Genomic DNA, 20764 nt, shown 5'->3' with positions numbered 1-20764 from the left:
TCGGTACAGGTGGTGAGTCAGGACTTCAGTCGGGACAAGCGACTGCTTACACCCCGGCATTTCAAAGCGGTCTTCGACTCCCCAACCGGCAAGGTTCCAGGGAAAAACCTGCTTATCCTTGCCCGCGAGAACGGCCTCGATCATCCACGCCTCGGCCTGGTGATCGGCAAGAAGAGCGTCAAGCTCGCCGTTCAACGCAATCGCCTGAAACGCCTGATGCGCGATTCGTTCCGCCTGAACCAGCAGATGTTGGCCGGGTTGGATATCGTGATCGTTGCACGCAAGGGGTTGGGCGAAGTGGAAAACCCAGAATTGCACCAACACTTTGGCAAGCTCTGGAAGCGACTGGTCCGCAGTCGGCCCTCTCCAGCGGTCGCCGATTCCGCAGGGGTAGACAGTCACAATGCGTAAACTGGCCCTCGTTCCGATCCAGTTCTACCGTTACGCCATCAGTCCACTGATGGCCAGTCACTGTCGTTTCTATCCCAGCTGTTCCTGTTACGCCTATGAAGCCATCGAAAACCATGGCCTCTTGCGTGGTGGGTGGCTGGCCGTTCGTCGCCTGGGGCGTTGTCATCCGTGGAACGACGGCGGTTTCGATCCCGTTCCACCTGCTCCTTCCTCCCGAACTTCTTCGATAGCCGAGTAATCATGGATATTAAACGCACGATCCTGATCGTCGCCCTGGCAATCGTGTCCTATGTCATGGTCCTCAAGTGGAACCAGGACTATGGCCAGGCTGCCCTGCCGACTCAGAATGCTGCTGCCAGCAATGCTGCCCCGGCCCTGCCGGACACCGTGCCGGCCGGCAACTCCGGTGCCAGCGCCGATGTGCCGAGCGCCAATGCTGAATCCAGCCCTGCTGAACTGGCGCCGGTCGCGGTCAGCAAGGACCTGATCCGGATCAAGACCGATGTCCTGGACCTGGCTATCGACCCGGTCGGTGGTGACATCGTCCAGCTGAACCTGCCGAAGTACCCACGTCGCCAGGACCATCCGGACATTCCGTTCCAGCTGTTCGACAACGGCGGCGAGCGCGTGTACCTGGCCCAGAGCGGCCTGACCGGCACCAACGGCCCGGACGCCCGCGCCACTGGTCGCCCGCTGTACGCCGCGCAGCAGAAGAGCTTCCAGCTTGCCGACGGTCAGGACCAGATGGTCGTGGACCTGAAGTTCAGCGAGAACGGGGTCAACTACATCAAGCGCTTCAGCTTCAAGCGCGGTGAGTACGACCTGACCGTCAGCTACCTGATCGACAACCAGAGCGGCCAGGCCTGGAGCGGCAACATGTTTGCCCAGCTCAAGCGCGACGCGAGCTCCGACCCGTCGTCGAGCACCGCGACCGGTACGGCCACCTACCTGGGCGCCGCCCTGTGGACAGCTTCCGAGCCGTACAAGAAAGTGTCGATGAAAGACATCGACAAAGGCAGTTTGAAAGAAAATGTGACCGGCGGCTGGGTCGCCTGGCTGCAGCACTACTTCGTGACCGCCTGGATTCCGAGCAAATCGGACAACAACGCTGTCCAGACCCGCAAGGACAGCCAGGGCAACTACATCATCGGCTACACCGGCCCTGCGCTTAACGTTCCTGCCGGCGGCAAGGTCGAAACCAGCGCCATGCTGTATGCAGGTCCGAAAATCCAGTCCAAGCTCAAGGAACTGTCCCCAGGCCTGGAACTGACCGTCGACTACGGTTTCCTGTGGTTCATCGCCCAGCCGATCTTCTGGCTGCTGCAACATATCCACAGCCTGCTCGGCAACTGGGGCTGGTCGATCATCGTCCTGACCATGCTGATCAAAGGCCTGTTCTTCCCGCTGTCGGCCGCCAGCTACCGCTCGATGGCGCGCATGCGTGCCGTGGCGCCGAAACTGGCTCAGCTCAAGGAACGCTTCGGTGACGATCGCCAGAAGATGTCCCAGGCGATGATGGAGCTGTACAAGAAAGAGAAGATCAACCCGCTGGGCGGCTGCCTGCCGATCCTGGTACAGATGCCGGTGTTCCTGGCCCTGTACTGGGTACTGCTGGAAAGCGTAGAGATGCGCCAGGCCCCGTGGATGCTGTGGATCACCGACCTGTCGATCAAGGATCCGTTCTTCATCCTGCCGATCATCATGGGCGCTACCATGTTCATCCAGCAGCGTCTGAACCCGACCCCGCCGGATCCGATGCAGGCCAAGGTGATGAAAATGATGCCGATCATCTTCACCTTCTTCTTCCTGTGGTTCCCGGCCGGTCTGGTGCTGTACTGGGTTGTGAACAACTGCCTGTCGATTGCACAGCAGTGGTACATCACCCGCAGCATCGAGGCAGCGACCAAGAAAGCTGCCGCTTGACGGGCAAGCCTGTTTGCCTGTGAATAAAAACGCCCCCTAGTGGGGCGTTTTTGCTATCTGACGAATTCGTTGTAGAGGCTTTCGAGCATGAACACTGTGCGTGAAACCATCGCTGCCATCGCCACCGCCCAAGGCCGCGGCGGGGTCGGCATTGTCCGTTTGTCCGGGCCGTTGGCCAGCCAGGCCGGGCAGGCCATTACCGGCCGCACGCTGACCCCGCGCCATGCCCACTATGGCCCGTTCCGCGATGCCGATGGTTTGGTCCTGGATGAAGGCATCGCGCTGTTCTTCCCCGGGCCGAACTCGTTCACCGGCGAAGATGTGCTCGAGCTGCAGGGCCACGGGGGACCGGTGGTCATGGACATGCTGCTGCAGCGCTGCCTGCAGTTGGGCTGCCGGTTGGCACGCCCGGGCGAGTTCAGCGAGCGTGCGTTTCTCAACGACAAGCTCGACCTGGCCCAGGCCGAAGCCATCGCTGACCTGATCGAAGCCAGCTCCACGCAAGCTGCCCGTAATGCCCTGCGCTCGTTGCAGGGGGCTTTCTCCAAGCGCGTGCATGGGCTGACCGAGGCGCTGATTGCCTTGCGCATCTACGTCGAGGCGGCGATCGACTTCCCTGAGGAAGAAATCGACTTTCTCGCCGACGGCCATGTGCTGCGCATGCTCGATGATGTGCGCAACGAGTTGTCCACAGTGCAGCGTGAAGCCGGGCAGGGTGCCCTGTTGCGCGACGGCATGACGGTGGTCATCGCCGGCCGGCCGAACGCCGGCAAATCTAGCCTGCTCAACCAGCTGGCCGGACGCGAGGCGGCGATCGTCACCGATATCGCCGGCACCACCCGGGATATTCTGCGCGAACATATCCACATCGATGGCATGCCGCTGCATGTGGTCGACACCGCCGGTCTGCGCGATACCGATGACCATGTGGAAAAGATCGGGGTGGAAAGGGCGCTCAAGGCCATCGGCGAGGCTGACCGGGTGTTGCTGGTCGTCGACTCGACCGCGCCGGAAGCCAGTGACCCCTTTGCGCTGTGGCCGGAGTTCCTGGACCAACGGCCAGATGTGGCAAAAGTCACGCTCATCCGTAACAAGTCCGACTTGAGCGGTGAGCATGTCGGCATGGAGCAGAGTGACGATGGGCACGTAACCATTACCCTGAGTGCCCGCGAAGACGACATGGGGCTGGATCTGCTGCGTGACCACCTCAAGGCCTGCATGGGGTATGAACAGACCGCGGAGAGCAGCTTCAGCGCCCGTCGCCGACACCTGGAAGCGCTGCGCCAGGCCAGCGAGCACCTGGAGCATGGTCGGGCACAACTGACCCTGGCTGGCGCCGGAGAGCTGCTGGCAGAGGATCTGCGCCAGGCACAGCAAGCGTTGGGTGAAATCACCGGGGCGTTCAGTTCGGACGACCTGCTTGGCAGGATTTTCTCGAGCTTCTGCATCGGCAAATAGTCCACAGCCCTTCGATAACAAGGCCGCTTCTGTCTGGAGCGGCTTTTTTTTGCCTGTGATTCGGGTAGGGCGAGAGCCGGCTTGGTCTGCGGTATCTGTAGGCCCGCCGCCCAAGCCGTCATCCACAGATGAGATTTCAGGCCCAGGAGCTCTGTGGAAAACTCGCCATCAGCTCCGTTGATAACTGGCCTTTTTTTCTGAGGACAAACCCGCCTGTGGGTAATCGACACTTTAATCCACAGGTTACACGCCGTTATCCAGAACCCCCAAGCCTACTACACCACAGGGTTATGATTCCGGCAAAGCCACGCAGTGAAAGGGCTTAGGTAACTTATCCACATGTGGATAGGTGCCTAAACATAAACATAAAAACAAAGCTTTTTTAAATTTTTCCTTTTTGTTTTCTTTTACCTGCCACTCATCCACAGCCTGCTCATTTTTTGCTCAGAAGGTTTCTTTGAAGGGCGGTAAGTCCCTATACTTGTCCGCTTACCTTCTCTATTCGCAAAAACAGGCACGAGGTGCGTGGTGGATTTCCCTTCCCGTTTTGAAGTGATCGTCATCGGCGGCGGCCATGCCGGTACCGAGGCTGCGCTTGCGTCCGCACGCATGGGTGTGAAAACCCTGCTGCTGACCCACAACGTGGAAACCCTCGGTCACATGAGTTGCAACCCGGCCATCGGCGGCATCGGCAAGAGCCACCTGGTCAAGGAAATCGATGCGCTCGGCGGCGCCATGGCGTTGGCCACCGACAAGAGCGGCATCCAGTTCCGCATCCTGAACAACCGCAAGGGGCCGGCCGTGCGCGCCACCCGTGCGCAGGCCGACCGCGCCATCTACAAGGCGGTGGTGCGCGAAATCCTGGAAAACCAGCCGAACCTGTGGATATTCCAGCAGTCGTGCGATGACCTGATCGTCGAGCAGGACCAGGTCAAGGGCGTGGTCACGCAAATGGGTCTGCGCTTTTTCGCCGACTCCGTGGTCCTGACCAGCGGCACCTTCCTCGGCGGACTTATCCACATCGGTCTGCAGAACTACTCCGGTGGCCGTGCCGGTGATCCGCCCGCCAACGCCCTGGCCCAGCGCATGCGTGAACTGCCGCTGCGCGTCGGTCGCCTGAAGACCGGTACACCGCCGCGCATCGATGGCCGTTCGGTGGACTTCTCGGTGATGACCGAGCAGCCGGGCGACACGCCGATCCCGGTAATGTCGTTCATGGGCAATGCCGACATGCATCCGCGCCAGGTCAGTTGCTGGATTACCCACACCAATGCCCGTACCCACGAGATCATCGCCTCGAACCTCGACCGTTCGCCGATGTACTCCGGCGTGATCGAAGGCATCGGCCCGCGCTACTGCCCGTCGATCGAGGACAAGATCCATCGCTTCGCCGACAAGGAAAGCCACCAGGTGTTCATCGAGCCGGAAGGCCTGACCACCCACGAGCTGTATCCCAACGGTATTTCCACCTCGCTGCCGTTCGACGTGCAGCTGGACATCGTTCGCTCGATCCGCGGCATGGAAAACGCCCACATCGTCCGCCCGGGCTATGCCATCGAGTACGACTACTTCGACCCGCGCGACTTGAAGTACAGCCTCGAGACCAAGGTCATCGGCGGCCTGTTCTTCGCCGGCCAGATCAATGGCACCACCGGTTACGAAGAGGCCGGCGCCCAGGGCCTGCTGGCCGGGACCAACGCCGCGCTGCGTGCCCAGGGCCGTGAAAGCTGGTGCCCGCGCCGCGACGAAGCCTACATCGGTGTGCTGGTCGACGACCTGATCACCCTGGGGACCCAGGAGCCGTACCGCATGTTCACCTCGCGCGCCGAATACCGGCTGATCCTGCGCGAAGACAACGCAGACCTGCGCCTGACCGAGAAAGGCCGCGAGCTGGGCCTGGTCGACGACCAGCGCTGGGCCGCGTTCTGCGCCAAGCGCGAAGGCATCGAGCGCGAGGAACAACGCCTGAAGAGCACCTGGGTCCGCCCGGGCACGCCGCAGGGCCAGGCCATTGTGGATAAGTTCGGCACGCCGCTGGCCCACGAATACAGCCTGCTCAACCTGCTCGCCCGTCCGGAAGTCGACTACGCTGGCTTGATCGAGGCGACCGGCGGTGAAGTGATCGATCCACAGGTCGCCGAACAGGTCGAGATCAAGACCAAGTACGCCGGCTACATCGACCGCCAACAGGAAGAGATCGCCCGTCTGCGCGCCAGCGAAGACACGCGCCTGCCTGTGGATATCGACTACACCACGATTTCCGGCCTGTCCAAGGAGATCCAGGGCAAGCTCGGGCAGACCCGCCCGCAGACCCTGGGCCAGGCGTCGCGCATTCCGGGCGTCACCCCGGCGGCGATTTCCCTGTTGCTGATTCACTTGAAAAAACGCGGCGCAGGCCGCGAATTGGAGCAAAGCGCTTGAGTTCCCTGGTCACCCCGCAACACGCCGAAGAGTTGTCCACAGGTGCGCGCCAGCTCGGTGTCGAGCTGAGCGCGCAGCAGCACGAGTCGCTGCTGGGCTACCTGGCCCTGTTGATCAAATGGAACAAGGCCTACAACCTGACCGCCGTGCGCGACCCGGACGAGATGGTCTCGCGCCACCTGCTCGACAGCCTGAGCGTCATGCCGTTTATCCACAATGACACCCAGCGCTGGCTGGATGTCGGCAGCGGCGGCGGCATGCCGGGCATTCCGCTGGCCATCCTGCATCCGCACAAGCAGGTAACGGTGCTGGACAGCAACGGCAAGAAGACCCGCTTCCTGACCCAGGTGAAGATGGAACTGAAACTGGACAACCTCACGGTTATCCACAGCCGGGTGGAAGAGGTCCAGCCCGAGCAGCCGTTCTGCGGGATCATTTCCCGGGCCTTCAGCAGCATGGAGAATTTCACCAACTGGACCCGCCACCTGGGTGACGCCCGCACGCAATGGCTTGCAATGAAGGGGCTGCATCCTGCCGACGAACTGGTAGCATTGCCCGCAGACTTCACAGTGGAAAGCGAGCAGGCCCTGACCGTTCCAGGTTGCCAGGGCCAGCGCCATCTGCTGATACTGCGCCGCAAGGCATGACTGGGAACACACGCAACAATGGCTAAGGTATTCGCAATCGCGAACCAGAAGGGTGGCGTGGGCAAGACCACCACCTGCATCAATCTCGCCGCATCGCTGGCCGCGACCAAGCGTCGCGTGCTGCTGATCGACCTCGATCCACAGGGCAACGCCACCATGGGCAGCGGTGTGGATAAACACGAGCTCGAGCACTCGGTGTACGACCTGCTGATCGGGGAATGCGACCTGGCCCAGGCCATGCACTATTCCGAGCACGGCAACTTCCAGTTGCTGCCGGCCAACCGCGACCTCACCGCCGCGGAAGTCGTGCTGCTCGAGATGCAGATGAAGGAGAGCCGCCTGCGCAACGCGCTGGCGCCGATCCGCGAGAACTACGACTACATCCTCATCGACTGCCCGCCGTCGCTGTCGATGCTGACGCTCAACGCCCTGGTCGCCTCCGATGGCGTGATCATCCCCATGCAGTGCGAGTACTACGCGCTGGAAGGTCTCAGCGACCTTGTGGATAACATCAAGCGCATCGCCGCCCGGCTGAACCCGGAGCTGAAGATCGAAGGCCTGCTGCGGACCATGTACGATCCGCGCCTGAGCCTGAACAACGATGTTTCGGCGCAGCTCAAGGAGCACTTCGGCGATCAGCTGTACGACACGGTGATTCCACGCAACATCCGCCTGGCCGAGGCGCCGAGCTTCGGCATGCCGGCCCTGGCCTACGACAAGCAATCCCGCGGCGCGCTCGCCTATCTGGCGCTGGCCGGGGAACTGGTCCGCCGTCAGCGCCGTCCATCACGCACTGCACAAACAACTTAAGGAATCCGCATGGCCATCAAGAAACGCGGTCTCGGACGTGGGTTGGATGCACTGCTCAGTGGTCCTTCCGTCAGCGCGCTCGAAGCGCAGGCAGTGAAGATCGACCAGAATGAACTGCAACAGCTGCCGGTCGAGCTGATCCAGCGCGGCAAGTACCAGCCGCGCCGCGACATGGATCCCGAGGCGCTGGAGGAACTGGCGCACTCGATCCGCACCCACGGCGTCATGCAACCGATCGTGGTGCGCCCGATCGGCGACAACCGCTACGAGATCATCGCCGGTGAGCGCCGCTGGCGCGCCACCCAGCAGGCCGGCCTGGACACCGTGCCGGCCATGGTCCGCGAAGTGCCCGACGAAGCCGCCATCGCCATGGCGCTGATCGAGAACATCCAGCGCGAGGACCTCAACCCGCTGGAGGAAGCCCTGGCCCTGCAGCGCCTGCAGCAGGAGTTCGAGCTGACCCAGCAGCAGGTGGCCGATGCCGTCGGCAAGTCGCGGGTGACCGTGGCCAACCTGCTGCGCCTGATCTCGCTGCCCGAGGCCATCAAGACCATGCTCGCCCACGGCGACCTGGAGATGGGCCACGCCCGCGCCTTGCTCGGCCTCGAGGAGGATCGTCAGGAAGAAGGGGCGCGTCATGTTGTCGCACGCGGGCTCACCGTGCGCCAGACCGAGGCACTGGTGCGCCAGTGGCTCAATGGCAAACCTGAGCCGGTCGAGGCCAGCAAACCTGATCCGGATATCGCCCGTCTTGAACAGCGTCTGGCAGAGCGCCTGGGCTCGGCGGTACAAATTCGCCACGGCAACAAGGGCAAAGGCCAGTTGGTTATTCGCTACAACTCCCTTGACGAGTTGCAAGGCGTGCTTGCTCACATCCGCTGAAACAATTCCTGTTGTAGCGCGCAGTCGGAAATCACTACCGAAGAGTTGAATAGGGGTTAATCCACCCCTATACTCTGCGCGCATTTTGTCGGCACAAATTATGCCAAGTCATTGCTGACTAGGCGGTCGACTTTCGAGGAGCAGTTGTGATGGAAATACGCACGCCAAACCGCCTGCCTTTCCATCGCTGGGCGGTTTTTCCGGTACTGCTGGCTCAATTTGTCGTCCTGCTGCTGGCAACCTTGGTGTTGTGGCAGTGGAAAGGGGCGGTCAGTGGATATTCAGGCCTCTGCGGAGGATTGATTGCCTGGCTGCCCAATGTGTATTTCGCCTGGAAGGCTTTTCGCTTCAGCGGAGCCCGGGCGGCGCAGGCCATCGTCAAGTCGTTTTACGCGGGCGAGGCAGGCAAGATGATTTTGACGGCAGTGCTGTTTGCACTGACCTTCGCAGGAGTGAAGCCATTGGCGCCGTTGGCAGTATTCGGCGTCTTCGTGCTGACCCTTTTGGTCAGCTGGTTCGCGCCCCTGCTGATGAATAAAAGACTTTCGAGACCTTAGGGCGTTTGAGGCAACCATGGCAGCAGAAACCGCTTCGGGCTATATCCAGCACCACTTGCAGAACCTGACCTACGGTCAACTACCAGACGGCAGCTGGGGCTTCGCCCATTCGGCTGCAGAAGCCAAGGCAATGGGCTTCTGGGCGTTCCACGTGGACACCCTCGGCTGGTCCGTTGCGCTGGGTCTGATCTTCCTGTTCATCTTCCGCATGGCGGCCAAGAAGGCGACTTCCGGCCAGCCGAGCGGTCTGCAGAACTTCGTGGAAGTGCTGGTGGACTTCGTCAACGGCAGCGTGAAGGATTCCTTCCACGGCCGTAGCCCGGTGATTGCTCCGCTGGCGCTGACCATTTTCGTCTGGGTCTTCCTGATGAACGCCATCGACCTGGTACCGGTCGACTGGATTCCTCAGCTGGCCATCCTGATCTCCGGTGATCCGCACATTCCGTTCCGCGCGGTTTCGACCACCGACCCGAACGCGACCCTGGCCATGGCCTTCTGCGTGTTCGCCCTGATCATCTTCTACAGCATCAAGGTCAAGGGCCTGGGCGGCTTCCTCGGCGAGCTCACCCTGCACCCGTTCGGCAGCAAGAATATCTTCGTGCAGATCCTGCTGATCCCGGTGAACTTCCTGCTTGAATTCGTCACCCTGATCGCCAAGCCGATCTCGCTGGCCCTGCGTCTGTTCGGCAACATGTACGCCGGCGAACTGGTGTTCATCCTGATCGCGGTGATGTTCGGCGCCGGCATCCTCTGGCTCAGCGGCCTGGGCGTGGTGCTGCAGTGGGCGTGGGCCGTGTTCCACATCCTGATCATCACCCTGCAAGCTTTCATCTTCATGATGCTGACCATCGTTTACCTGTCGATGGCTCACGAAGATAACCATTAAGACCGCCTGGCGTGTCTGATAGCCTTCCCCGCCCGTTTGGGGGGAGGGCTTAAAAAGTCCGCAAGGGCATGCTGTACCAAACGATTTGTTTTACCGCTTCAAACTAAAAACCTAACCAATACGACGTAAAAGTCGGGAGGAAAGATGGAAACTGTAGTTGGTCTGACCGCTATCGCTGTTGCTCTGCTGATCGGCCTGGGTGCTCTGGGTACCGCCATTGGTTTCGGCCTGCTGGGCGGCAAGTTCCTGGAAGGCGCTGCTCGCCAGCCAGAAATGGTTCCGATGCTGCAGGTCAAAATGTTCATCGTTGCCGGTCTGCTCGACGCCGTAACCATGATCGGTGTTGGTATCGCTCTGTTCTTCACCTTCGCGAACCCCTTCGTTGGTCAGATCGCCGGCTAATCACTCGTTCCTACGAGTTGATTGGTGTGATGGACAAAGACCGAGCGAGGTGTTGGCGTGAACATTAATGCAACCCTGATTGGCCAATCCGTTGCTTTTCTGATTTTTGTACTCTTCTGCATGAAGTACGTATGGCCTCCGGTCATCACTGCCCTGCAAGAGCGCCAAAAGAAGATTGCCGACGGCTTGGACGCTGCCAACCGCGCAGCTCGCGACCTGGAGCTGGCCCAAGAGAAAGCGGGTCAGCAACTGCGTGAAGCGAAGGCACAGGCAGCCGAAATCATTGAGCAAAGCAAGAAACGCGCTGCTCAGCTTGTCGAGGAAGCCCGTGAACAGGCTCGCGTCGAAGCTGACCGTGTGAAGGCTCAGGCTCAAGCCGAGATCGAACAGGAACTGAACAGCGTCAAAGACGCCCTGCGTGCCCAAGTGGGTGCCCTGGCCGTTGGCGGTGCTGAAAAGATCCTTGGCGCCACAATCGATCAAAACGCGCATGCGGAGCTGGTTAACAAACTGGCCGCTGAAATTTAAGCGAGGGCGATCATGGCAGAACTGACCACGTTGGCCCGACCTTACGCTAAGGCTGCCTTCGAGCATGCCCAGGCCCATCAGCAACTGGCCAATTGGTCAGCCATGCTCGGCCTGGCTGCTGCGGTGTCGCAAGACGACACCATGCAGCGCCTGCTCAAGGCCCCGCAACTGACTAGCGCAGAAAAGGCCGCCGCATTCATTGAAGTGTGCGGTGACAAGTTTGACGCCAAGGCACAGAATTTCATTCATGTTGCCGCGGAAAACGAACGTCTCCTGCTTCTGCCGGAGATTTCGACTCTGTTCGACCTGTACAAGGCCGAGCAAGAGAAATCCGTGGACGTGGAAGTCACCAGTGCTTTTGCGTTGAACCAAGAACAGCAAGACAAACTCGCCAAGGTTCTCAGTGCACGGTTAGGCCAGGAAGTGCGCCTGCACGCGTCGGAGGATGCCAGCCTGATCGGCGGCGTCGTCATCCGCGCTGGCGACCTGGTAATCGACGGTTCGGTTCGCGGCAAGATCGCGAAACTGGCCGAAGCCTTGAAATCTTGAGTTTGAAGGGGCAGCAGAGCAATGCAGCAACTCAATCCTTCCGAAATTAGTGAAATCATCAAGGGCCGCATCGACAACCTCGATGTTGGCTCCCAAGCCCGTAACGAAGGTACCGTCGTTTCGGTTTCCGACGGCATCGTGCGGATCCACGGTCTGGCCGACGTCATGTACGGCGAAATGATCGAGTTCCCGGGCAGCGTATTCGGCATGGCCCTGAACCTGGAGCAAGACTCCGTAGGTGCAGTGGTCCTGGGTGCCTATGACACCCTCGCCGAAGGCATGAGCGCCAAGTGCACCGGCCGCATCCTGGAAGTTCCGGTTGGTAAGGAACTGCTGGGTCGCGTCGTCGACGCACTGGGTAACCCGATCGACGGCAAAGGTCCTCTGGGCAACACCCAGACCGACGCGGTCGAGAAAGTAGCTCCAGGCGTGATCTGGCGTAAGTCGGTAGACCAGCCTGTACAGACTGGCTACAAGTCCGTCGACGCCATGATCCCTGTCGGCCGTGGCCAGCGCGAGCTGATCATCGGTGACCGTCAGATCGGCAAGACCGCCATGGCCATCGACGCCATCATCAACCAGAAAGACTCCGGTATTTTCTGTGTTTATGTTGCAGTCGGCCAGAAGCGTTCCACCGTTGCCAACATCGTTCGCAAGCTGGAAGAAGCTGGCGCCCTGGCCAACACCATTGTGGTCGTTGCCAGCGCCTCGGAATCCGCCGCACTGCAGTTCCTGGCCCCGTACGCCGGCTGCACCATGGGCGAGTTCTTCCGTGACCGCGGTGAAGACGCGCTGATCGTCTACGATGACCTGTCCAAGCAGGCCGTTGCCTACCGTCAGATCTCCCTGCTGCTGCGCCGTCCACCAGGACGTGAAGCGTACCCAGGCGACGTGTTCTATCTCCACTCCCGTCTGCTGGAGCGTGCATCGCGCGTTTCCGAAGAGTACGTCGAGAAGTTCACCAACGGTGCCGTAACCGGCAAGACTGGCTCGCTGACCGCCCTGCCGATCATCGAAACCCAGGCTGGCGACGTTTCCGCGTTCGTTCCGACCAACGTGATCTCGATCACCGACGGTCAGATCTTCCTGGAATCGGCCATGTTCAACGCAGGCATCCGTCCTGCCGTTAACGCCGGTGTGTCGGTATCCCGTGTTGGTGGTGCCGCCCAGACCAAGATCATCAAGAAGCTGTCCGGTGGTATCCGTACCGCCCTGGCCCAGTACCGTGAACTGGCGGCCTTCGCCCAGTTCGCTTCGGACCTGGACGAGGCTACCCGCAAGCAGCTGGAGCATGGTCAGCGCGTTACCGAGCTGATGAAGCAGAAGCAGTACGCGCCAATGTCGATCGCCGACATGGCCCTGTCGCTGTACGCCGCTGAGCGTGGTTTCCTGACCGACGTAGAAGTCGCCAAGGTCGGTAGCTTCGAGCAAGCTCTGATCGCCTACTTCAACCGTGATCACGCCGAACTGATGGCGAAGATCAACGTGAAGGGTGACTTCAACGACGAAATCGACGCTGGCATGAAAGCCGGTATCGAGAAGTTCAAGGCCACCCAGACCTGGTAAGCCGCAGCGGGGGCTCCGGCCCCCGCTTGCTAACCTGATAGGTGATACATGGCAGGCGCAAAAGAGATTCGCAGTAAGATTGCGAGCATCAAAAGCACGCAAAAAATTACCAGCGCCATGGAGAAAGTGGCGGTCAGCAAAATGCGCAAGGCACAAATGCGCATGGCTGCTAGCCGTCCTTACGCGGAGCGTATCCGCCAGGTGATCGGTCATCTGGCCAACGCCAACCCGGAATATCGCCACCCGTTCATGATCGAGCGCCCTGTAAAACGCGCCGGTTATATCGTGGTGAGCAGTGACCGTGGTCTGTGCGGTGGCTTGAACACCAACCTGTTCAAGGCCCTGGTCAAGGACATGAACGAAAACCGCGAACAGGGCGTTGAAATCGACCTGTGCGTGATCGGCAGCAAGGGTGCGACTTTCTTCCGCATCTTTGGCGGCAACGTCGTAGCCGCGATCAGCCACCTGGGCGAAGAGCCATCGATCAATGATCTGATCGGCTCCGTCAAGGTGATGCTGGACGCCTACCTGGACGGCCGCATCGATCGCCTCTCGGTGGTTTCGAACAAGTTCATCAACACCATGACCCAAAAACCGACGGTCGAGCAATTGGTACCGTTGGTGGCAACCCCGGATCAGGAACTCAAGCACCACTGGGACTACCTGTACGAACCCGACGCAAAAGAGCTGCTGGACGGCTTGATGGTGCGTTACGTGGAGTCGCAGGTCTACCAGGCGGTGGTCGAGAACAACGCTGCTGAACAAGCGGCCCGGATGATCGCCATGAAGAACGCCACAGACAACGCCGGCGATTTGATCAAAGAGCTTCAGTTGATCTACAACAAGGCGCGTCAGGCTGCGATCACCCAGGAGATCTCGGAAATCGTCGGCGGCGCTGCCGCGGTTTAACGGTTCAAAAATTCAGAGGATCCAGCTATGAGTAGCGGACGTATCGTTCAAATCATCGGCGCCGTCATCGACGTGGAATTCCCACGTGATGCCGTGCCGAGTGTTTACAACGCGCTGAAAGTACAAGGCGCGGAAACCACCCTGGAAGTTCAGCAGCAGCTGGGCGACGGCGTGGTTCGTACCATTGCGATGGGCTCGACCGAAGGTCTGAAGCGCGGTCTGGATGTCGTCGACACCAAGGCTGCCATCTCGGTACCTGTCGGCAAGGCAACCCTGGGCCGTATCATGGACGTCCTGGGCAACCCGATCGACGAAGCCGGCCCAATCGGCGAAGAAGAGCGTCGCGGTATTCACCAGCCAGCGCCTTCGTTCTCCGACCAGGCGGGCGGTAACGACCTGCTGGAAACCGGTATCAAGGTTATCGACCTGGTCTGCCCGTTCGCCAAGGGTGGTAAGGTTGGTCTGTTCGGTGGTGCCGGCGTCGGCAAGACCGTTAACATGATGGAACTGATCCGTAACATCGCCATGGAACACAGCGGTTACTCTGTGTTCGCTGGTGTGGGTGAGCGTACTCGTGAGGGTAACGACTTCTACCACGAGATGAAGGACTCCAACGTTCTCGACAAGGTAGCGCTGGTCTACGGTCAGATGAACGAGCCACCAGGAAACCGTCTGCGCGTAGCGCTGACCGGCCTGACCATGGCCGAGAAGTTCCGTGACGAAGGTAACGACGTTCTGCTGTTCGTCGACAACATCTATCGTTACACCCTGGCCGGTACCGAAGTATCCGCACTGCTGGGCCGTATGCCTTCGGCAGTAGGTTACCAGCCGACCCTGGCCGAAGAGATGGGCGTTCTGCAAGAGCGTATCACTTCGACCAAAGAAGGTTCGATCACCTCCGTACAGGCCGTATACGTACCTGCGGACGACCTGACCGACCCGTCGCCAGCGACCACCTTCGCCCACTTGGACGCCACCGTCGTTCTGTCCCGTGACATCGCTTCCCTGGGTATCTACCCAGCGGTCGACCCACTGGACTCGACTTCGCGCCAGCTGGACCCGAACGTGATCGGCACCGAGCACTACGAGACCGCTCGTGGCGTTCAGTATGTTCTGCAGCGCTACAAAGAGCTGAAGGACATCATCGCGATCCTGGGTATGGACGAACTGTCCGAAGCCGACAAGCAACTGGTTGCCCGCGCTCGTAAGATCCAGCGCTTCCTGTCGCAGCCGTTCTTCGTGGCCGAAGTCTTCACCGGCTCGCCAGGCAAGTACGTTTCGCTCAAGGACACCATCGCTGGCTTCAGCGGCATCCTCAAAGGTGACTACGACCACCTGCCAGAACAAGCGTTCTACATGGTCGGCAGCATCGACGAAGCGATCGAGAAAGCCAAGAAACTGTAATCCCGGCGCCCCGCAAGGGGCGCTAATCAGGTTGAGGCAAGCAGATGGCTATGACAGTCCATTGCGATATCGTCAGCGCGGAAGGAGAGATCTTCTCCGGCCTGGTCGAGATGGTAGTAGCGCACGGCAACCTGGGCGATCTGGGTATCGCTCCAGGCCACGCGCCGCTGATCACCAATCTCAAGCCTGGTCCGATCACGCTGACCAAGCAGGGTGGCACTCAAGAGGTGTACTACATCTCCGGTGGCTTCCTCGAAGTGCAGCCGAACATGGTCAAGGTTCTTGCCGACACCGTGCAGCGCGCTGCCGACCTGGACGAAGCTCAGGCTCAGGAAGCCCTCAAGGCTGCCGAGAACGCGCTGAACACTAAAGGCTCGGACTTCGACTACGGCGCTGCTGCCGCACGTCTGGCCGAGGCTGCAGCTCAGCTGCGTACTGTCCAGCAATTGCGCAAAGGCAAGTAAACCGGCCTTGGCCGCTTACCGCTGTTGCGATTGAGTTAAAGGGTAGCCTCGGCTACCCTTTTTCTTTTTCTGAAATTCCCCTTCGGTCACGTCCCTGACCACCCAGGATTGGTAGCCAGTCAATGTCCCTCGATATCGTCATTCTCGCCGCAGGCCAAGGCACCCGCATGCGCTCTGCACTGCCAAAGGTCCTGCACCCGGTCGCCGGCAACTCCATGCTCGGCCACGTTATCCACAGCGCACGCCAGTTGCAGCCCAAAGGTATTCACGTGGTTATCGGCCATGGCGCCGAGCTGGTCCGTGAGCGCCTGGCCGCCGACGATCTGAACTTCGTCATGCAGGACAAGCAACTGGGTACCGGCCATGCCGTGGCCCAGGCGTTGCCGGCGATCACCGCCGAAACCGTGCTGGTGCTCTACGGGGATGTGCCGTTGATCGAGGTGGAAACCCTGCAGCGCCTGCTGGCCAAGGCCAGCGAGCAGCAGCTGGGGCTGCTCACCGTGACCTTGCAGGATCCGACCGGTTACGGGCGCATCGTGCGTGACGCAGCGGGCAACGTGACCGCGATCGTCGAGCACAAGGATGCCAGCGAAGCGCAGAAGGCGATCAAGGAAGGCAACACCGGCATCCTCGCCATGCCTGCCGCACGGCTGGCAGACTGGATGGGACGGTTGTCCAATAACAACGCTCAGGGCGAGTACTACCTTACCGATGTGATCGCCATGGCCGTGGCCGATGGCCTGGTGGTCGCCACCGAGCAGCCCCAAGATCCGATGGAAGTGCAGGGCGCCAACGACCGCCGCCAACTGGCGGAGCTTGAGCGTCACTATCAACTGCGTGAAGGCCGCCGTTTGATGGCCCAGGGCGTCACGCTGCGCGATCCGGCGCGCTTCGATGTGCGTGGTGAGGTGACGGTTGGCCGCGATGTGCTGATCGACATTAACGTCATTCTCGAAGGCAAGGTGGTGATCGAGGATGACGTGCAGATCGGCCCCAACTGCGTGATCAAGGACAGCACCCTGCGCAAGGGCGTGGTGGTCAAGGCCAACAGCCACCTTGAAGGCGCGGTGCTGGGCGAGGGCAGCGATGCTGGTCCGTTCGCCCGTCTGCGTCCGGGCAGCGTGCTGGAAGCCCGCGCCCATGTGGGTAACTTTGTCGAACTGAAGAACGCGCACCTGGGCGAGGGCGCCAAGGCCGGTCACCTGACCTACCTGGGCGATGCCGAGATCGGTGCCCGCACTAACATCGGTGCCGGCACCATCACCTGCAACTACGACGGCGCGAACAAGTTCCGCACCGTGATGGGCGAGGATGTGTTCATCGGTTCCAACAACTCGCTGGTGGCACCTGTGGAAATCCAGGCGGGAGCCACTACCGCCGCGGGCTCGACCATCACCCAGACAGTCGAAGCCGGGCAGTTGGGCGTTGCCCGTGCGCGCCAGCGCAACATCGAAGGCTGGAAGCGGCCGGAGAAGCTCAAGAAGAGCTGAGTTATCCACAGCACTTTCAATCGAAAGCCGGCTTATGTGAATAAGCCGGCTTTTTATTGGGTGTCGTATAGAGGCCGCTCCTACAGGGACCGCGTCAGGGCAGGGAAAACTATCCACAGCACAGCGGCAACTTGACGAATCCCTCATCTTAGGTTTTGATTGCATCTCTTATCTTTCGAATCGAAACTTAGACCGACATGTCGAAACGAAACACTCCCCAGCGCCGCCACAATATCCTGGCCTTGCTCAACGAGCAGGGCGAGGTGAGCGTCGACGCCCTGGCCAAGCGTTTCGAAACTTCCGAAGTCACCATCCGTAAGGACCTCGCCGCTCTGGAGGCCAACGGCTTGCTGCTGCGCCGGTACGGTGGCGCTGTGACCATGCCCCAGGAACTGCTGGGCGACACAGTCCAGCCGGTGTCCTTGTACAAGCAGGCCATCGCCCGGGCGGCGGTCGGACGCATCCGCGAGCATGCGCGCATCATCATCGACAGCGGCAGCACCACGGCGGCGATGATCCCCCAGCTCGGGCGCCAGCCGGGTCTGGTGGTGATGACCAACTCGCTCAACGTGGCCCGCGCCATCAGCGAGCAGGAGCATGAGCCTGTATTGCTGATGACCGGTGGTACCTGGGACCCACATTCGGAGTCCTTCCAGGGCCAGGTGGCCGAGCAAGTACTACGCTCATACGACTTCGATCAGCTGTTCATCGGTGCCGACGGCATCGACCTGGAGCGTGGCACCACCACCTTCAACGAGCTGTTGGGCTTGAGCCGGGTCATGGCCGAGGTGGCGCGCGAGGTGATCGTCATGGTCGAGTCGGACAAGGTCGGTCGCAAGATCCCCAACCTCGAGCTGCCCTGGGGCAGCGTCAATACCCTGATTACTGATGATCGCCTGCCCGCCGAGGCACGCGACCGGATTCAAGCCCGCGGCATCACCCTTATCTGCGCCGCTATCAGCTAGGAGCAACATCTTATGTGTGGAATCGTTGGTGCCGTTGCCGAGCGCAATATCACAGCCATCCTCATCGAAGGCCTCAAGCGCCTGGAATACCGTGGTTATGACAGCGCCGGCCTGGCCGTGCTGAACCAGCAAGGCGCGCTGGAGCGTCGCCGTCGCATCGGCAAAGTCAGCGAACTCGAAGGCGCCGTGACCGCCGACCCGCTGGCCGGCCAGCTGGGCATCGCCCACACTCGCTGGGCAACCCATGGCGCGCCGACCGAAAACAATGCCCACCCGCATTTCTCCGGGCACGACGTGGCGGTGGTGCACAACGGCATCATCGAGAACCACGAAGAGCTGCGTGAAGAGCTCAGGGGCCTGGGCTATGCCTTTGTCTCGCAGACCGACACCGAAGTCATCGTCCACCTGATCCACCACCTGCTCAAGGACATTCCCGACCTGACCGACGCGCTCAAGGCCGCGGTCAAACGCCTGCACGGGGCTTATGGCCTGGCGGTGATCAGCGCCAGCCAGCCGGACCGCCTGGTCGCCGCCCGCAGCGGCAGCCCGCTGGTGATCGGCCTTGGCCTCGGTGAAAACTTCCTGGCCTCCGACCAATTGGCCCTGCGCCAGGTCACCGACCGCTTCATGTACCTGGAAGAAGGCGATATCGCCGAGATCCACCGTGACCAGGTGCAGATCTGGGATCAGGCCGGTCATCCGGTCCAGCGTGAGACGGTGCAGTACCACGAAGGCGCCGAAGCCGCCGAGAAGGGCAACTACCGCCACTTCATGCTCAAGGAAATCCACGAGCAGCCCACCGTGGTGCAGCGCACCCTGGAAGGGCGCCTGGGCAAGGACCATGTGATGGTCCAGGCCTTCGGCCCACAGGCCGCCGAGCTGTTCGCCAAGGTGCGCAACGTGCAGATCGTCGCCTGCGGCACCAGCTACCACGCCGGCATGGTCGCCCGCTACTGGCTGGAAAGCCTGGCCGGCATCCCTTGCCAGGTGGAAGTGGCCAGCGAGTTCCGCTACCGCAAGGTGGTGGTGCAGCCGGACACCCTGTTCGTCTCCATCTCGCAGTCCGGTGAAACCGCCGACACCCTGGCGGCCCTGCGCAATGCCAAGGAGCTGGGCTTCCTCGGCAGCCTGGCGATCTGCAACAAGGGCATCAGCTCGCTGGTGCGCGAATCCGACCTGACCCTGCTGACCCTGGCCGGGCCGGAGATCGGCGTCGCCTCGACCAAGGCCTTCACTACCCAGCTGGTGTCGCTGATGCTGCTGACCCTGGCCCTGGGCCAGGTGCGCGGCAGCCTCGAGGCCGGTGTCGAAGCCGAGCTGGTGGACGAGCTGCGTCGCCTGCCGGCCCGCCTGAGCGAGGCGCTGGCGATGGATGGCGTGGTCGAGAAGATCGCCGAGCTGTTCGCCGACAAGCACCACACCCTGTTCCTTGGCCGCGGCGCCCAGTACCCGGTGGCGATGGAAGGTGCGCTCAAGCTCAAGGAGATCTCCTACATCCACGCCGAAGCCTACCCGGCCGGCGAGCTCAAGCATGGCCCGCTGGCGCTGGTGGACAACGACATGCCGGTGGTGACCGTGGCGCCGAACAACGAACTGCTGGAGAAGCTCAAGTCGAACCTGCAGGAAGTCCGCGCCCGTGGCGGCGAGCTGGTGGTGTTCGCCGACGAGCAGGCCGGCATGAGCAACGGCGAGGGCACCCATGTGATCAACGTGCCGCACATCAACGATGCGCTGGCGCCGATTCTCTACACCATTCCGCTGCAGTTGCTGTCGTACTACGTCGCCGTGCTCAAGGGCACCGACGTCGACCAGCCGCGTAACCTGGCCAAGTCGGTGACGGTGGAATAACGCCACTGCTGTCGAGGCAAGGGTGGTTTCTGAGAATTAAGACTGTCGCACGGCAATAAAAACTGTCGCTGACGAAGGGAGTCGTAACTGGCTCCCTTCTTCGTTTAGCTTCACGATCGCCTCTGGTCTGCCAGGGGCGTTTTCGTTTACAGGAAGAGAAAACCTGATGTTGATGAAACTGGCACCGAAAAAGCCGCGCAGCCTGCGCAACTTCTACCTGTCCATTGGCGCAACCCTCGTGCTCATGCTGGCTGGGCGTTTTTACGCGCTCAAAGCCGAGGAGCAGCGGGTTGCGCAGCGAGCCCAGTGGGTCGAGAACGTGCTTCATCTGAACAGCACCCTACCCAGGCAGGTCGACGCACTGACCCGGCTGGAAAGGATCGATATCATCTCCGGCGACACGATCGCCTACCGCTATCAGGTCGACATGGCCTCCAGCAGCCTGCCGTGGGAGCGCAAGTCGAAGATGGAGGCGCGCGTGCGCGCGGGGTTGGAGCGCCTGGCCTGCAAGGAGCCAGAGTTTCTCGAGGCCATGCGCAGGTTCAAGTTCCGCCAGGAACATTTCTATACGGGCTATGACAACGCTTTCTTGTTCAGTGTCGATATCAATCCTGACAAGCTCATCTGTCCAACCTGAGCCTTCC

21 protein-coding genes are annotated in these 20764 nt (G+C 61.0%); all 21 read left to right on the top strand.

The window, feature by feature from the left end; genetic code table 11:
* Positions 1–9: 9 nt before the first annotated feature.
* The 21 genes from rnpA (at position 10) to AC25MA_RS09630 (ending at position 20757) form a co-directional block, all read left to right on the top strand.
* Complete coding sequence (rnpA, locus tag AC25MA_RS09730; protein ID WP_011536515.1) at positions 10–411, top strand: ribonuclease P protein component; 402 nt, start codon at positions 10–12, stop codon at positions 409–411.
* Positions 404–649 carry a membrane protein insertion efficiency factor YidD gene (gene yidD, locus AC25MA_RS09725; protein WP_011536514.1) on the top strand — a complete coding sequence of 82 codons (246 nt, stop codon included), beginning with the start codon at positions 404–406 and terminating at the stop codon, positions 647–649. Before rnpA ends, yidD begins: the two co-directional genes overlap by 8 nt.
* A 2-nt stretch (positions 650–651) precedes the next feature.
* The gene (gene yidC, locus AC25MA_RS09720) at positions 652–2334 is read left to right on the top strand and encodes a membrane protein insertase YidC (protein WP_028690028.1); all 1683 of its coding nucleotides are present in this window, start codon (positions 652–654) and stop codon (positions 2332–2334) included.
* An 87-nt stretch (positions 2335–2421) separates the two neighbouring features.
* The gene (gene mnmE, locus AC25MA_RS09715) at positions 2422–3792 is read left to right on the top strand and encodes a tRNA uridine-5-carboxymethylaminomethyl(34) synthesis GTPase MnmE (protein WP_213882938.1); all 1371 of its coding nucleotides are present in this window, start codon (positions 2422–2424) and stop codon (positions 3790–3792) included.
* Positions 3793–4320: 528 nt separating this feature from the next.
* The gene (gene mnmG, locus AC25MA_RS09710) at positions 4321–6213 is read left to right on the top strand and encodes a tRNA uridine-5-carboxymethylaminomethyl(34) synthesis enzyme MnmG (RefSeq protein WP_062360049.1); all 1893 of its coding nucleotides are present in this window, start codon (positions 4321–4323) and stop codon (positions 6211–6213) included.
* Positions 6210–6860: a 16S rRNA (guanine(527)-N(7))-methyltransferase RsmG gene (gene rsmG, locus AC25MA_RS09705; RefSeq protein ID WP_062360051.1), complete on the top strand. Its 651-nt coding sequence runs from the start codon at positions 6210–6212 to the stop codon at positions 6858–6860. The genes mnmG and rsmG overlap by 4 nt, the downstream gene beginning before the upstream one ends.
* Positions 6861–6878: 18 nt before the next feature.
* Positions 6879–7670, top strand: coding sequence for a ParA family protein (locus tag AC25MA_RS09700; protein ID WP_028690024.1), 792 nt, complete (start codon positions 6879–6881; stop codon positions 7668–7670).
* A gap of 9 nt (positions 7671–7679) precedes the next feature.
* Positions 7680–8552 (top strand): ParB/RepB/Spo0J family partition protein, encoded by an 873-nt coding sequence (locus AC25MA_RS09695; RefSeq protein ID WP_028690023.1) that lies wholly within the window; start codon positions 7680–7682, stop codon positions 8550–8552.
* A gap of 149 nt (positions 8553–8701) precedes the next feature.
* The gene (locus AC25MA_RS09690; protein ID WP_008092225.1) at positions 8702–9109 is read left to right on the top strand and encodes a F0F1 ATP synthase subunit I; all 408 of its coding nucleotides are present in this window, start codon (positions 8702–8704) and stop codon (positions 9107–9109) included.
* A gap of 16 nt (positions 9110–9125) precedes the next feature.
* Positions 9126–9995: a F0F1 ATP synthase subunit A gene (atpB, locus tag AC25MA_RS09685; RefSeq protein WP_028690022.1), complete on the top strand. Its 870-nt coding sequence runs from the start codon at positions 9126–9128 to the stop codon at positions 9993–9995.
* A 144-nt stretch (positions 9996–10139) separates the two neighbouring features.
* Positions 10140–10397 (top strand): F0F1 ATP synthase subunit C, encoded by a 258-nt coding sequence (gene atpE, locus AC25MA_RS09680; RefSeq protein WP_003097235.1) that lies wholly within the window; start codon positions 10140–10142, stop codon positions 10395–10397.
* A 57-nt stretch (positions 10398–10454) separates the two neighbouring features.
* A complete protein-coding gene (locus AC25MA_RS09675; RefSeq protein WP_023383136.1) occupies positions 10455–10925 on the top strand; it encodes a F0F1 ATP synthase subunit B in 471 nt (156 codons plus the stop codon).
* Positions 10926–10937: 12 nt separating this feature from the next.
* On the top strand, positions 10938–11474 hold the full coding sequence (locus AC25MA_RS09670; RefSeq protein ID WP_023628561.1) for a F0F1 ATP synthase subunit delta: 537 nt from the start codon (positions 10938–10940) through the stop codon (positions 11472–11474).
* A 21-nt stretch (positions 11475–11495) separates the two neighbouring features.
* Positions 11496–13040 carry a F0F1 ATP synthase subunit alpha gene (atpA, locus tag AC25MA_RS09665; protein ID WP_028690021.1) on the top strand — a complete coding sequence of 515 codons (1545 nt, stop codon included), beginning with the start codon at positions 11496–11498 and terminating at the stop codon, positions 13038–13040.
* A 48-nt stretch (positions 13041–13088) separates the two neighbouring features.
* Positions 13089–13949, top strand: a complete 861-nt coding sequence (gene atpG / locus AC25MA_RS09660; protein ID WP_028690020.1) for a F0F1 ATP synthase subunit gamma — start codon at positions 13089–13091, stop codon at positions 13947–13949.
* Positions 13950–13976: 27 nt separating this feature from the next.
* On the top strand, positions 13977–15353 hold the full coding sequence (gene atpD / locus AC25MA_RS09655) for a F0F1 ATP synthase subunit beta (protein WP_028690019.1): 1377 nt from the start codon (positions 13977–13979) through the stop codon (positions 15351–15353).
* Positions 15354–15397: 44 nt separating this feature from the next.
* The gene (locus tag AC25MA_RS09650) at positions 15398–15817 is read left to right on the top strand and encodes a F0F1 ATP synthase subunit epsilon (protein WP_028690018.1); all 420 of its coding nucleotides are present in this window, start codon (positions 15398–15400) and stop codon (positions 15815–15817) included.
* Between the two features lie 122 nt (positions 15818–15939).
* Complete coding sequence (gene glmU, locus AC25MA_RS09645; protein ID WP_197865893.1) at positions 15940–17307, top strand: bifunctional UDP-N-acetylglucosamine diphosphorylase/glucosamine-1-phosphate N-acetyltransferase GlmU; 1368 nt, start codon at positions 15940–15942, stop codon at positions 17305–17307.
* A 197-nt stretch (positions 17308–17504) separates the two neighbouring features.
* On the top strand, positions 17505–18272 hold the full coding sequence (locus tag AC25MA_RS09640; RefSeq protein ID WP_028690016.1) for a DeoR/GlpR family DNA-binding transcription regulator: 768 nt from the start codon (positions 17505–17507) through the stop codon (positions 18270–18272).
* Between the two features lie 12 nt (positions 18273–18284).
* Positions 18285–20120 carry a glutamine--fructose-6-phosphate transaminase (isomerizing) gene (gene glmS / locus AC25MA_RS09635; RefSeq protein WP_213882936.1) on the top strand — a complete coding sequence of 612 codons (1836 nt, stop codon included), beginning with the start codon at positions 18285–18287 and terminating at the stop codon, positions 20118–20120.
* 166 nt (positions 20121–20286) lie between these two features.
* Positions 20287–20757, top strand: a complete 471-nt coding sequence (locus tag AC25MA_RS09630; protein WP_028690014.1) for a hypothetical protein — start codon at positions 20287–20289, stop codon at positions 20755–20757.
* Positions 20758–20764 lie beyond the last annotated feature (7 nt).

The organism is Pseudomonas sp. P65(2024), assembly GCF_057480955.1.
The sequence above is the reverse complement of the archived record's forward strand: the minus strand, read 5'-3'. Positions and strand labels throughout refer to the sequence as shown.